A 14,289-nucleotide genomic window follows, 5' to 3' on the forward strand; every position below is an offset into this window, starting at 1 on the left:
GCTCAAGGCCGGCGCATTCCCTGTGGGAGCGGGTTTACCCGCGAAGAGGCCAGACCTGCTGGTAGAGATTATTCGGCATCCAGATGCATCGGCGTCACCACCCGCCCATCGCTCTCGGCCTGGCCCAGGTTGGTATCGATGAAGTACACCCGGTCATCTTCCAGCTGGCCCTTGTCCACCAGGTAATCCTTGATGCTGCTGGCCCGCTCCTGGCCCAGTGTGCGCAGCAGCGCGGTACTCTCGGCCCAGGACTTGATCACCGCCTCGCGCAGCTTGGCGGTGCGCTCGTCGCGGCCCAGTTGCTCCCATTCGGCAGGCGGCTGCTGCTTCAGGCGGTTACGGTAGATGCCTTCGAGCATCGCCGGTTTGTCGCTGTCGTCGACCACCAGCATCGAGGCATTGGCCGGCACTTTGTCACCGCGACGTTGCAGGATCTTGTACCAGGTGGCCTGGTACTCACGCTCCAGGCGCTGCTGGGCGATCAGCGGGCCATCGCTGGCCTGGGCGCTGGTGCCTTCGATTTCCAGGCGCAGTTCCGGGCGCTCCTTCAGGGCCGATGCCAGTTTGTCCAGCGATGCCTGGGCGTCGCCACTGAGCTCGCTGGAGCCTGGGGCGAAGGCCACGTTGCCCAGGTCTTCCGAGCCACTGCCGGCAACCAGCCCGCCAATGAACTTGAACGGCGCCTGTGCCGCGCGCAACACCAGGTTGCGCAGGGTTTGCCAGACGATCGGCATCACGCTGAACTGCGGGTTGTTGAGGTCGCCGGACACCGGCAGCTCGATCGAGATCTTGCCTTCGGTATCCTTCAGCAGCGCCACCGCCAGGCGGATCGGCAAGTCCACAGCGTCCGGGCTGTCGACCTTCTCGCCCAACTGCAACTGCTCCACCACCACCTTGTTCTCGGCCTTCAGCTGGCCGTTGGTGATCAGGTAGTGCAGGTCGAGGTTGAGCCGGCCCTTGCGGATACGGAAGCCGGCGAACTTGCCGGAGTAGGGTGTCAGTGTGGTCAGCTCGACCCGCTTGAAGCTGGTGGCGATGTCCAGGCTGGCCAGCGGGTTGAACGGGTTGAGGGCGCCTTTGATGGTGACCGGCGCATAGCGGTCGACCTTGCCCTTGACGTTGACCTTGGCCGGCACCGGCTTGCGGTTGTCGATGGTGCCGATCTGGCCGTTGAGCTGCTGGATGGCCGTGGCGAAGTTGGGGGTAAGGGACAGGTCGGCGAAGTTGGCCGAGCCGTCGTTGATGTCGATCTGGCCGATGTGGATACCCAGCGGCTTGTCGTTGCTGGCTGCGGTCGGCCTGGCCTGGCTGGTCGCCGGGGCGCCGGCCGGCTGCGGGATCAGCAGGTCATTGATGTTGGTGGTGCGGTCTTCATTGATGATGAAGCGCGCATAGGGCTGCAGCAGGGTTACCTTGTCGATCGACAGCGCATCGCCGTGCACGTAGGACAGGCCATCGACGTTCACCTGCTGCCATTTGACGAAGTCGCGGCTCTTGATGGTGTCGAGGGTGTGCAACTGGCTGACCTGCGCCTTGCCGGTGATGCTGAAGGCCAGCGGTGCGGTGTTCTTCAGGTCGACCTTGAGGTCGCTGGCGAGCATGCCGCTGCGCAGCTCCAGCAGGATGAACGGGCTGATATAGGCCTGGGCCACCCGCAGGTCGATGTCGCGGCTGCTCACGTCCAGCTTGGCCCATATGGGTGCCAGGTTGACCTGGCCGGTCGCCTGCAGTTTGCCCTGCTTGCCCACGCCGGTATCGAGCTTGAGGGTGAAGGGCGACTGGTTGAGGCTGTCGAAACCTTGCAGGTCGGCGTTGAGCGGGCCGACGTCGAGGGCCACCGGCTCTTTCTGGGTGCGGTCTGCCAGGTGCACCAGATAGTTACGCAGTTGCACGTCCTTGAGCAGCACCTGCCAGGGCTTGCCCGGCTCCTTGGCGGCTTGCTGTTCCGGTGTGGGCTCGGCGGCGGCCGGCTCGGCCTTTTCCTTCGGTGTGGCCTTGGCCGGCTGGCTGGCGAACAGCTTCTGCCAGTCGAGCTGGCCGTCCTTTTCCAGTGCGGCCCAGGTTTCCAGTTTTTCGCTGCGGATCTTGCCCACGGTGACCAGTTGCTTGACCAGGTCGACGGAGGTCTCGCTCACTTCCAGGCTGGCCAGGCGCGCCAGCGGGCGACCATCCGGAGCCTTGATGGCGAACGGGGCAATGCGCACCGACGCGTTGTCCAGCAACAGTTCGGTCTGCTTGGCGAGGTTGAGCTTGTAGTGGGTGTCGAGGCTGACCACGCCGTTTTCCAGCACCAGTGGTACGGCATCGCGTACATAGGGCCAGAACGCCTTCATGTTGCCGTCGGTGACCTTCAGTGTGCCTTCAGAGGCGATCGGCGCCAGGCTCAGGGTGCCTTTCCAGTCGATGCGCCCGCCGTTGGGGCCGATGGCCACCAGGTTCATGTCGGCATTGTCGTTGGGCAAGGTACTGAGGTTATTCAGCTCCAGGTTCATGTTGTCGTAGAGGAACTCGATCGGCTCGCTCGGGCGCAGGTCCTCGAAGTGCAGGTAACCGTCGCTGAGCTTGATGCTGCCGATGCGCAGCGGGAACGGGTCGCTGGGCGGCTCGTCGGGCTTGGCTTCGCTTGGGGGCAACTTGAACAGGCGGGTCAGGTTGAGGGTACCGTCCTTGGCGAACAGCACTTCGTTGCGTGGTTTGACCAGTTCCACTGCGTCCAGGTGCAGGGCACCGCTCCACAGGCTGTCGAGCGAGAGGTTGGCGTACAGCCGGTCGAAGCCGACCTGCTCCTTGCCCGGCTCGCCGATCTGCAGGCCCCACAGCGTCAGCTCGAGGCTGAAGGGGTTGAGCTCGATCCGTTCGAGGTGGGCAGGCACGGTTGCGTACTGGGCCAACTGCTGGTTGGCGATGCGCAGCGCGACACCGGGGAGTATGAGAAAGCCAAGAAGGCTGTAGAGGGCTACGAGGGCCAGAAGTGCGCCAGCGGCGCGAGTCAATCCTTTGTACATGTGTCGCTTCGTCTGTCTAAGCAGGAGAGCTTGGAGTATGGCACGTTAAATCAGTTCCGCTGAGGCGACCATTTGATCTCATTCGATACCCATGCGCCGTTTGGCCCGGTGTGCCGAGCCGTCGCGCATCGCCCAGCGCAGTATCGGTGCGGTGCGTTGCAGGCCCAGGCGGATCATGCGCCGCTGCAAAGGGCCGTGCTGCAGGCCGAGCATGGCCTGGGCCCAGGCCGGCAGCAGGTCGATGCCGGCGTGCAGCATCAGCTTGCCCACTGGCTGTGCCAGGCGGCTGGGAGCCGGGGCGTCGAGCAGGATGTCGACCACTTGGTGACTACGGGCATCGCATTGCAACTGCGGGCGCATGCGCTGCAGGTAGTCCTCGACCTGCTGGCACGAGCGCGGCACGTCGCGGGCACCAAGGCGCTCGGCGATCAGCGCGATCTCGGCGTAGTAGGCATCCTGCTCGGCGCGCGCAAGGTGCGGGTTGCGGTAACGCAGGTGGGCGGCGAGGAAGCTGCTGACTTCCGCCACATGCACCCAGGTCAGCAGGTCCGGGTCGCTGGCCGCATACGGGCGGCCGTCCGGCGCGGTGCCGGTCACCTGCAGGTGGATGGTGCGCACCTTGTCGATCAGCCACTCGGCATCGCGGGTGGCGCCGAAGGTGGTGCCGGAGATGAACTGGCTGGTGCGGCGCAGGCGGCCGAGCAGGTCTTCACGGAAGTTGGAATGGTCCCACACCCCGGCCAGTGCCAGCGGGTGCAGCAACTGCAGCATGAGGGCACTGATGCCACCGACCAGCATGCTCGGGAAGTCGCCATGTACCTGCCAGCTGATGCTGTGCGGGCCGAACAGGCCGGGGTCGCCCTTGGGCGATTCCAGGTCGAGCTGGCCGAGGGCCAGCCCGGTGAGGCTCATGACCTGGGTTTCGATGCGACGGCGAAGGGCTTCCATGGCGACCTGTGGTTCAGGGCGGCCATGAACAGCGGCCGCCGGTTACTGGTTGAGGCGTTTGTCGATCAGGCCCTGCACCACGCTGGGGTCGGCCAGGGTCGAGGTATCGCCCAGGTTTTCCAGCTCGTTGCAGGCGATTTTGCGCAGTATACGCCGCATGATCTTGCCAGAGCGTGTCTTGGGCAGCGCCGGGGCCCACTGGATCAGCTCGGGCTTGGCAAAACTGCCGATTTCCTTGCTGACCAGCGCCAGCAGCTCGGCCTTGAGCGCGTCGTCCGGTGTTACGCCATTCATGGGCGTGACGAAGGCATACACGCCCTGGCCCTTGAGGTCGTGGGGGTAACCGACCACGGCCGCTTCGGCGACGCTGTCATGCAGCACCAGCGCGCTTTCCACTTCGGCGGTACCGATGCGGTGGCCGGAAACGTTGATCACGTCATCGATACGCCCGGTGATCCAGTAGTCGCCATCGGCATCGCGGCGGGCACCGTCGCCGGTGAAGTAATAGCCGGGCATCGGCTTGAAGTAGGTGTCGACCATGCGCTGATGGTCGCCATAGACGCTACGGATCTGCCCGGGCCAGCTGGCCTTGATGACCAGCAGGCCGGCACCGGGGCCTTCGATGAGTTTGCCCTTTTCGTCCAGCAGCACCGGTTGCACGCCGAACATGGGTTGGGTGGCACAGCCGGGCTTGAGCACCTGCGCGCCGGGCAGCGGGGTGATCATGATGCCGCCGGTTTCGGTCTGCCACCAGGTATCGACGATGGGGCAGCGCTGCTGCCCGACAGCCTCGAAGTACCACTCCCAGGCTTCGGGGTTGATCGGCTCGCCGACGCTGCCCAGCAGGCGCAGGCTCTGCCGTGAGGTGCCTTGCAGTGGCCCGTCGCCTTCGCGCATCAAGGCACGCAGGGCGGTCGGGGCGGTGTAGAAGATGTTCACCTGATGCTTGTCCACCACCTGCCAGAAGCGCGAGGTATCCGGGTAGTTGGGCACGCCTTCGAACATCAGCGAGATCGCACCATTGGCCAGCGGGCCATAGACGATGTAGCTGTGGCCGGTGACCCAGCCGACATCGGCAGTGCACCAGAACACCTCGCCTTCACGGTAGTCGAACACCACCTTGAAGGTGAGGGTTGCCTGCAGCAGGTAGCCGCCGGTGGTGTGCAGCACGCCCTTGGGTTTGCCGGTGCTGCCGGAGGTGTAGAGGATGAACAGCGGGTCTTCGGCGCCCATTGGCTCGGCAGCGCAATCGTCGCCGGCCTTTTCCGTTGCCTCGTGGTACCAGAGGTCACGGCCCTCGGCCCAGGCAACATCGCCGCCGGTGCGGCGCACCACGAATACGCTGCTGACCGCAGGGCAACTGGCCAGGGCCTTGTCGACGTTCTGTTTCAGCGGGATGCGCTTGCCGCCGCGCACGCCTTCATCGGCGGTGATTACCGTGCGGCAGTCGGCATCCAGGATGCGGTCGCGCAGGGCGTCGGGCGAGAAGCCGCCGAACACCACCGAGTGGATGGCACCGATACGGGTGCAGGCAAGCATGGCGAAGGCAGCCTCGGGGATCATCGGCATGTAGATGCACACCCGGTCGCCTTTCTTCACCCCGCGTGCTTTCAGCGCATTGGCCAGGCGGCAGACCTGGCGATGCAGTTCGCGGTAGGTGATGGCCTTGGAATCCTTGGGGTCGTCGCCTTCCCACAGCAGGGCGGTCTGTTCGCTGCGTCGGGCCAGGTGGCGGTCGATGCAGTTGTAGCTGACGTTGAGCTGGCCGCCATCGAACCAGCGGGCGTTGCCGGTCTTCAGGTCGCATTGCTGCACGCTCGACCAGGGCTTGATCCAGTCCAGGCGTTTGGCTTGTTCGGCCCAGAAGGTATCGGGGTCGTCCACCGACTGGCGGTAGAGGCGGCGGTACTCGTCGGGAGTGAGGGCGGCGGACTGGCTGACGGCCAGGGCCTGGGGGTAGTTGCGGATATCGAACATGGCGGGTGGTCCTGCTCTTGTAAGGGGCGATGGACTGCAACGGCTATTCGATAGGACAGTGTAGCTGGGAGAGGTGTTCAACCTGTGCCGGCCTCTTCGCGGGCCTGCCCGCTCCCACAGGTACTGAACAGTTCTTGAGGCCTGTGCAGTATCTGTGGGAGCGGGCAAGCCCGCGAAGAAGCTGTCGAAGGTTTCAGATCAACCGCGGTGACGGCCGCGGAAGTAGTTGATCAGGCCTTGGGTGGAACCGTCTTCGGCGCTGTCTTCCAGGCTTCCTACAAGACGCTGGTAAACGCCCTTGCCCAGTTCCTTGCCCAGTTCCACGCCCCACTGGTCGAAGGCGTTGATGCCCCAGATCACGCTCTGTACGAAGACCTTGTGCTCGTACATCGCCACCAGCGCGCCCAGGCGGCGCGGGCTGATGCGTTCCACCACCAGGGTGTTGCTCGGGCGGTTGCCCGGGATCACCTTGTGCGGGGCGAGCTTTTCGATGTCCGCTTCGTTCAGGCCTTTGCCACGCAGCTCGGCTTCGGCTTCCTCGCGGGTTTTGCCCAGCATCAGCGCCTGGCTCTGCGACAGGCAGTTGGCGTACAGCCACTGATGATGGTCGGCCACCGGGTTGAAGCTCACCACCGGCACGATGAAATCGGCCGGAATCAGTTGGGTGCCCTGGTGCAGCAACTGGTGGTAGGCGTGCTGGCCGTTGCAGCCGACGCCGCCCCAGATCACCGGGCCGGTATCGGTCTTCACCGGGGTGCCGTCCTGCAGCACGCTCTTGCCGTTGGACTCCATGTCCAGCTGTTGCAGGTGCTTGGTGATGTTGCGCAGGTAGTGGTCGTACGGCAGGATCGCGTGGCTCTGGGCGCCCCAGAAGTTGCCGTACCACACGCCCAGCAGGGCCAGCAGCACCGGCATGTTCTTGTCGAACGGCGCAGTCTGGAAGTGCTGGTCCATGGTGTAGGCACCGGACAGCAGTTCCTTGAAGTTGGCGGTACCGATGGCCAGGGCGATCGGCAGGCCGATCGCCGACCACAGCGAGTAGCGCCCGCCCACCCAGTCCCACATCGGGAAGATGTTTTCTTCGCGGATGCCGAAGGCCACGGCGGCGGCCTTGTTGCTGGAGACGGCGATGAAGTGGCGGTACAGCTCGGCTTCCGAGCCGCCCTGGGCCAGGTACCAGGTACGCGCGGCCATGGCGTTCTTCAGGGTCTCGAGGGTGTTGAACGACTTCGACGAGACGATGAACAGGGTGGTTTCGGCGCGCAGGTTGGCCGACAGCTCGTGGAACTCACTGCCGTCGATGTTCGCCAGGTAGTGGCAGCGCACGCCACGCTGGGCGTAGGGCAGCAGCGCCTCGGAGACCAGCTCGGGGCCGAGGAACGAGCCACCGATGCCGATGTTGACCACGTCGGTGATCGGTTTTTCGCTGTAGCCGCGCCACAGGCCGTCGTGGATGCGGCCGACCAGTTCAGTGATCTGGTTGAGCACCTTGTGCACTTCCGGCATGACGTTCACGCCGTTGACGCTGAGCTTGTCGCCTACCGGCCGGCGCAGGGCGGTGTGCAGTACCGGGCGACCTTCGGAGGCGTTGATGATTTCGCCGCTGAACATCGACTTGATGGCGTCCTGCAGGCCCACTTCGTTGGCCAGGTTGACCAGCAGGTCGCGGCTTTGTTCGGTGATCAGGTTTTTCGAATAGTCGAGGAACAGGCCGCAGCAGCTCAGGGAGAACTGGTCGAAGCGCTTGGCATCGGCGGCGAAGGCTTCGCGCATGCTGAAACCTTGCATGGCGTCGCGGTGTTGCTGGAGCGCCTGCCAGGCGGGCAGGGCCGTCACATCGTGGGGTGTACGGTAATACGCCATTGCGCGGGGTTCCCTTGGTGCGTGATGAGGCCTTGGACACGGCAGCCATTGCCGGGTTCAGGCTGGCACCATTATAGGCAAAGGCCACTTGCAGGGAATGGGTAGGCGGGGGAATTTGGGGGGCGCAGTGGTCTTTGTGTTACCGGTACTGGCCTCATCGCTGGCAAGCCAGCTCCCACAGGGATAGCGCATGGTTCGAGGCCGATGCGCTCGAGGTGGGCGCTGGCTTGCCGGCGAATGGGCTGCAAGGCAGCCCCAGGCCGTTACGCGGTCTTCTCTTCCAGATGCAGGTACAGGTTGTCGATCAACCGTGTGTTACCCAGGTAGGCCGCCACCAGGATCACCAGGTCGCGGTCGCCAAAGCTTGCCGGGCGCAGGGTCAACGCATGGCGAATTTCCAGGTAGTCCGGGCGTAGGCCGGCAGCGGTCAGCTGCGCCTTGCCTTGCTCGGTCAGCGCCGGGAAATCAACCTGGCCATGGCCGATAGCCTCGCCGATCTGCTGCAAGGTGCGGTACACCACTGGCGCCGTAGCACGCTGTTCAGGCGTGAGGTAACCATTGCGCGACGACAGCGCGAGGCCGTCCTCGGCCCGCACGGTGGGCTCGCCGATGATCTGGATCGGCATGTTCAGGTCGCGCACCATGGCACGAATCACCGCCAGCTGCTGGAAGTCCTTTTCGCCGAACACGGCAAGGTCGGGCTGGACCATGTTGAACAGCTTGCTGACCACGGTGGCCACGCCCTCGAAATGCCCGGGCCGGCTGGCGCCGCACAGGCCTTCGGAAAGGTGGGGCACGCTGACGCGGGTTTGCACGCTCATGCCGTCGGGGTACATCTCTTCGACGGTAGGCGCGAACAGCAAATTGCAGCCGGCCTGAAGCAGGCGCTCCTGGTCGGCGGCCAGGGTGCGCGGGTACTTGTCGAGGTCTTCGTTGGGGCCGAACTGCAGCGGGTTGACGAAGATGCTGGCGACCACGAAATCGGCGCGCTGCGCGGCCTTGGTCACCAGGGCGGCATGGCCGCTGTGCAGGTTGCCCATGGTCGGTACGAAGCCGATGCGCTTGCCTTCACCGCGGGCGCGGGCGACTGCGGCGCGCAGTTCGCGGACGGTCTTGACTGTATTCATGCACTGAACCCGTGTTCGCTGCCTGGGAAGCTGACCTGCTTGACTGCCTCGACGTAAGCGACGAGGGCGCTGTGGATATCCGGCTGGCCTTGCATGAAGTTCTTCACGAACTTCGGTACCCGGCCGCTCAGCGACAGGCCGAGCATGTCGTGCAGGACCAGTACCTGGCCATCGGTGCCGCTGCCGGCGCCAATGCCGATCACCGGGATGCCCACGGCATTGGTGATTTCCGCCGCCAGTTCGCTGGGTACGCATTCGAGCAGCAGCATGGCCGCTCCGGCTTGTTCCAGGGCGATGGCGTCGGCGCGCATCTGCCGGGCCTGGGCTTCCTGGCGACCCTGGACCTTGTAGCCGCCCAGCACGTTGACAGTTTGCGGGGTCAGGCCCATGTGTGCGCACACCGGCACGCCACGCTCGGCCAGCAGGCGGATGGTCTCGGCCAGCCAGGCAGCGCCTTCGATCTTGATCATGTGGGCGCCAGCCTGCATCAGCGTGGCGCTGTTGGCAAAGGCTTGCTCCGGGGTGGCATGCGCCATGAACGGCAGGTCGGCGAGGATCAGTGCGCCGTCGTTGCCACGTTTGACGCTGGCGGTGTGGTAGGCCATGTCCGCGGTGGTCACCGGCAGTGTGCTGTCGTGGCCTTGCAGGACCATTCCCAGCGAGTCGCCCACCAGCAACACTTCGACACCGGCCTGGCTGGCGGCCCTGGCGAAGGTCGCGTCGTAGCAGGTCAGCATGGTGATTTTTTCACCCTTGGCCTTGAGGCCATTGAGGGTGGTCAGGGTTACTTCAGGCATGTAGGAAATTCCTCGTTCAGGCGCTGTAAAAAACGACTGCATTCAACGCGTGTAGTCATCTTCCGGAGCGGCACATCATCGCGCGTGATGTTCGGGCACAGGTCCGTCCGGGCCTAAATACGGGTATGCGGCACTTTGGTGCCACACGGGACGCCTATAGTCGTGAGCGAGGTGGGGGAAGTCAATCACCCTGTTACCGCATTGTTACGATCAGGGTGTTACTGGCGTTACCGCGCCAGTGTGCAAGGCTGGAACGCCCGGTTTACAGGCGTTCCAGGCCGACGAACGGGCAGTTGTCGAGCAGTTGCGCGAGGGCGCGGCCATCGGCCAGACGGAAATCGCCCGGTACCAGTTCGGCCAGTGGGTACAGCACGAAAGGCCGGGCATGCATGTGGTAATGCGGCACTTTCAGGCGCGGCTCGTCGAGCACCTGGTCGCCGAACAGCAGGATGTCCAGGTCCAGTGTGCGCGGGCCCCAGCGCTCCTTGCGCACGCGGCCCTGACCGTTCTCGATGGCCTGCAGTGCATCGAGCAGGGCCAGCGGCGGCAGGGCAGTGTCCAGCGCAGCGACGGCGTTGGTATAGCGCGGCTGGCCGGGCAGCAGCGAATCGCTGGTGTACAGGGCCGAGGCAGCCACCAGCCGCGTGGCTTCGACCTGGTCGAGGGCCTGCAAGGCGCTGCGCAGCTGCTCGGCAGGTGCGTCCAGGTTGCTGCCCAGGCCGATATAGGCGCGGGTACTCACTCGAACGCCTCGTCGCCACTGCGCTTGCGTTTGCCACCGCTACGCTTGCGTTTGCGCGGGCCGGCGCCGGTGCCTTCGTCGCGGCTGCCCAGCTCGCGGATCATCTCGCGGCGCTCGCTGTCGTTGGCATCCTGGTAGTCGGTCCACCACTGGCCGAGGTCGTCGGTTTCTTCCCCGGCGCTTTCCCGCAGCAGCAGGAAGTCGTAACCGGCACGGAAGCGCGGGTTGTCCAGCAGCACGTCGGCGCGCTTGCCGCTGCGGCGTGGCAGGCGCTCCTGCATGTCCCAGATCTCGCGGATCGGCAGGGTGAAGCGCTTGGGGATGGCGATGCGCGCGCATTGCTCGGCGATCAGGTCGTGGGCCGCACCGTTCATGGCCGGGATCGGCGGCACGCCCTGGTTCTGCAGGTGCAGCACGCGGGCCGGCAGGGCTGGCCACAGCAGCGCGGCGAAGAGGAACGCTGGGGTTACCGGTTTGCCTTGCTTCACGCGCAGGTCGGTGTTGTTCAGCGCCTGGCTGATCAGCGTGTGGGTGTAGGTCGGGCGCTCGTCCAGGGCATGCGAACTGGCCGGGAACAGCGGCTCGAACAACTGCAGGTCGACCAGCATTTCGAAGACGATGGCGCCCTGGCCGGAAAGGAACAGCTTGAGGCTCTCTTCGAACAGGCGCGCTGGCGGAATCTCGCGCAACAGCGGGGCCAGTTCGCGAATCGGCTGGACCGTGTGCTTTTCGATGCCGAAGTCGAGCTTGGCGGCGAAACGCACCGCGCGCAGCATGCGCACCGGGTCTTCCTGGTAGCGGTGGGTAGGGTCACCGATCAGGCGCAGCAGACGGTTGCGGATATCGTGCACGCCATTGGCGTAGTCGAGGATGCGCTCGCTGACCGGGTCGTAGTACAGGGCATTGATGGTGAAGTCGCGACGTTGCGCGTCTTCTTCCAGGGTGCCGTATACGTTGTCACGCAGGATGCGGCCACTGGCATTGTGCGACGAACGGTGGCTGTCGCCCTGGTCGTCTTCCGAATGGTGGGCGCGGAAGGTGGCGACTTCGATGATCTCACGGCCGAAATGCACGTGGACCAGCTTGAAGCGGCGACCAATGATGCGCGCGTTGCGGAACTCGGCACGGACCTGTTCGGGGGTGGCACTGGTGGCGACGTCGAAGTCTTTCGGCGTGATGCCCAGCATCAGGTCGCGGACACAGCCACCGACCAGGTAAGCCTGGTAGCCGGCGCTCTGCAGGCGCTCCACGATGTTCACCGCGTGGCGGCTGAACTGGTGGCGCTGCAGCGAGTGCTGGCTCTTGTTGATCACCTCAGGCGTGGTGCGCCTGTGGTGCGGGCCCGGTACGGGCGGGCGAAACGACTGGAACAGCTTCTTCAGCATGGGATGCACTGTTTGAAGGAATGTTCGGCCAAGAATAGGAGAATGGCCGCATGATGGGCGGGGATTCTAGCATTTACTCAAGGAATGGTGTAGGCGGGTAGCGGGATGCCTGCCGGAAGGGTAGAAACGACAAGGGGAGCCTAAGCTCCCCAAGAAGTCGTTGCGTGCTCTTATTGTTTTTTTGCTGGGCTTCTTGTTTTTGTTGAGTGCCCTGTCCACAAATCTCGAAGCTTGTGGACGACCCCCAATCCAGGGGTTAAGAGCAAACGGATTGCTTTGGTCGCTGATGTCACGTTGATCTGTCGATCCAACCAGTTCAGGCGCTGCTTTTTAGTGCAGTTTTTGTTGTTCTCTGCCTGGTTGTGGGGCAAGCCCCAAACACGCATCCTCTCCAAAAGAATCAGTTAGCTGCGCCTCCGCCGTCTTGTTTTTATTGTGCGTGAGCCGTTTCGTCTTGTTCTTATTCTGAGTTGCAGTGCTTGTTATTGTTCTTGTACCAGACATATAGCAGGTGCCGTGCCAACTTTTTGAAACCCAGTAAAATCAATGGGTTGGAGGTGGTGAGCAGTTTTTCAGGGGTCGAAAATGTCGAAATTTCGTTACCGTACGCCTCGGGAACTGTTACGGCGGAAAGGGTGGGTAACAGATTTTTGCGGGGACTGAGGTGTTACCTGGGTGTTCGCCGTGACACGTTCAGCGCCTGTGAGATCGAGCGCCGCCCGCGCGGCGCTTCGCGGCACAAGGCCGCTCCCACATCTGTTTCGGGCCAGTCACTCCTGTGAGGTCTCCTCTGCCCGCCTTGTCTGTTCCATTCGATATCAAGGGGGGGCGCGACAGCTCTTCATCAATCTTCAGCCATGCACCAAGGCTGCAACCCATCTGGCGAATGATTGGCCCGAAACAGATGTGGGAGCGGGCTTGCCCCGCGAAGCGCCGCGCGGGTGGCGCTCGATCTCACAGGCGCCACATAGGCTGCGGCGTACGGTGGCGGGCAGGTTGAGTTACTCGCTGGTAGCGTTGCTCTTGCGCCGCGGGATGCCCAGGCGCTGGCGACGTTCCCACAGGCACTTGCGGCTGACCCCGAGCTTGCGGGCCAGCTCGGTCTCGGTCATGTGGTCCTGGTGCTCGAGCACGAAGTGCTGGAAGTAGTCCTCCAGCGACAAGTCCTCGGTCGGCTCATGGCTGGCATTGGCCGCACTGGCCACGGCCAGGGCGTTGTCGAGGATTTCGTCGTCCTCCAGGTCGCCCAGTTCGATGTCGATGCCCAGCAGGTCGGCGGAAATTTCTGCGCTCTCGCTGAGGATCACCGCACGCTCAACGGCGTTTTCCAGCTCTCGCACGTTACCCGGCCAGCTGTAGTGACGAATGGCCTGCTCGGCTTCGGCCGAGAAGTGCAGGTCGTCGCGGCCGATGCGCGCACTCTGGCGTGCGAGGAAGGCGCTGGCGATCTCGTTTACGTCGCTGCCGCGCTCGCGCAGTGCAGGCAGTTTCAGGGCGATCACGTGCAGGCGGTAATACAGGTCTTCACGGAACTGGCCGGCCTTGGCCAGGTTCTTCAGGTCACGGTGGGTCGCGGCGATCAGGCGCACATCGACCTTTTGCGACTGTACCGAACCTACCCGGCGAATCTCGCCTTCCTGCAGCACGCGCAGCAGGCGGGCCTGGGCTTCCAGCGGCAGTTCGCCGATTTCGTCGAGGAACAGCGTACCGCCATCGGCGGCCTCCACCAGGCCGGCACGCCCGGCGCTGGCGCCGGTGAACGCGCCTTTTTCGTGGCCGAACAGTTCGGACTCGATGAGTGTCTCGGGGATAGCCGCGCAGTTCACCGAAATCATCGGTGCCTTGGCCCGGCGCGACAGGTTGTGCAGGGCGCGTGCGACCAGCTCTTTACCGGTGCCCGACTCGCCCTGGATCAGCACGTTGGAGTCGGTGGGCGCGACTTTGCGGATCTTGCTGTACATGTCCTGCATCGGCGGGCACGAGCCGATGATGCCGATTTCGCCATTGGCGGCTGCCGCGCTGCCTTTGTCGGCCGGGGCGGCCTTGCCATTGGTGGCGCGTGGCTCGGCCGCCGGTGCGGTGGCCGGGGCATTCTGCCGATCGCGCAGGATGCGCGCCACGGCTTGCAACATCTCGTCGTGGTCGAAGGGCTTGGCAATGTAGTCCACCGCGCCCATTTTCATCGAGTCTACCGCCGAGCGCAGGCTGGCGTAGCTGGTCATGATCAGCACCGGGGTGCCTTGGCCGAGCTTGATCAGTTCGGTGCCGGGCGCGCCTGGCAGGCGCAGGTCGCTGACGATCAGGTCGAAGGTGGCAATGCTGAAGCGTTCCTGGGCTTCCTGCACCGAGCCGGCTTCGCTGACCTGGTACTGGTTCCGCTCGAGCAGACGACGCAAGGCCGAGCGGATGATGGTTTCGTCTTCGACGATCAGAATGTGCGGCATT

General features: G+C 64.2%; 9 protein-coding genes. All 9 read right to left on the reverse strand.

All coding sequences use genetic code 11. The features are described 5' to 3' along the window. Window positions 1–68 precede the first annotated feature (68 nt). A complete protein-coding gene (locus tag M2S36_RS06930) occupies window positions 69–3,005 on the reverse strand; it encodes a DUF748 domain-containing protein (RefSeq protein WP_333956856.1) in 2,937 nt (978 codons plus the stop codon). 78 nt (window positions 3,006–3,083) lie between these two features. Then, window positions 3,084–3,953 (reverse strand): oxygenase MpaB family protein, encoded by an 870-nt coding sequence (locus tag M2S36_RS06935; RefSeq protein ID WP_207834358.1) that lies wholly within the window; start codon window positions 3,951–3,953, stop codon window positions 3,084–3,086. A gap of 42 nt (window positions 3,954–3,995) precedes the next feature. Continuing rightward, complete coding sequence (acs, locus tag M2S36_RS06940; protein ID WP_333956857.1) at window positions 3,996–5,930, reverse strand: acetate--CoA ligase; 1,935 nt, start codon at window positions 5,928–5,930, stop codon at window positions 3,996–3,998. 198 nt (window positions 5,931–6,128) lie between these two features. Continuing rightward, window positions 6,129–7,793 (reverse strand): glucose-6-phosphate isomerase, encoded by a 1,665-nt coding sequence (gene pgi / locus M2S36_RS06945; protein WP_063911780.1) that lies wholly within the window; start codon window positions 7,791–7,793, stop codon window positions 6,129–6,131. A gap of 263 nt (window positions 7,794–8,056) precedes the next feature. Continuing rightward, the gene (gene panC / locus M2S36_RS06950) at window positions 8,057–8,920 is read right to left on the reverse strand and encodes a pantoate--beta-alanine ligase (RefSeq protein WP_207834375.1); all 864 of its coding nucleotides are present in this window, start codon (window positions 8,918–8,920) and stop codon (window positions 8,057–8,059) included. Next, window positions 8,917–9,717, reverse strand: coding sequence for a 3-methyl-2-oxobutanoate hydroxymethyltransferase (gene panB, locus M2S36_RS06955; RefSeq protein WP_063911778.1), 801 nt, complete (start codon window positions 9,715–9,717; stop codon window positions 8,917–8,919). Before panB ends, panC begins: the two co-directional genes overlap by 4 nt. Before the next feature lie 262 nt (window positions 9,718–9,979). Continuing rightward, window positions 9,980–10,459 (reverse strand): 2-amino-4-hydroxy-6-hydroxymethyldihydropteridine diphosphokinase, encoded by a 480-nt coding sequence (folK, locus tag M2S36_RS06960; protein WP_207834378.1) that lies wholly within the window; start codon window positions 10,457–10,459, stop codon window positions 9,980–9,982. Continuing rightward, window positions 10,456–11,844 (reverse strand): polynucleotide adenylyltransferase PcnB, encoded by a 1,389-nt coding sequence (locus tag M2S36_RS06965; protein WP_039615244.1) that lies wholly within the window; start codon window positions 11,842–11,844, stop codon window positions 10,456–10,458. Before M2S36_RS06965 ends, folK begins: the two co-directional genes overlap by 4 nt. Before the next feature lie 1,001 nt (window positions 11,845–12,845). Then, the gene (locus tag M2S36_RS06970) at window positions 12,846–14,288 is read right to left on the reverse strand and encodes a sigma-54-dependent transcriptional regulator (RefSeq protein WP_063911775.1); all 1,443 of its coding nucleotides are present in this window, start codon (window positions 14,286–14,288) and stop codon (window positions 12,846–12,848) included. Window position 14,289 lies beyond the last annotated feature (1 nt).

This window comes from Pseudomonas sp. SF2 (genome assembly GCF_036858055.1).
In the GTDB taxonomy this organism is placed as follows: Bacteria; Pseudomonadota; Gammaproteobacteria; order Pseudomonadales; family Pseudomonadaceae; genus Aquipseudomonas.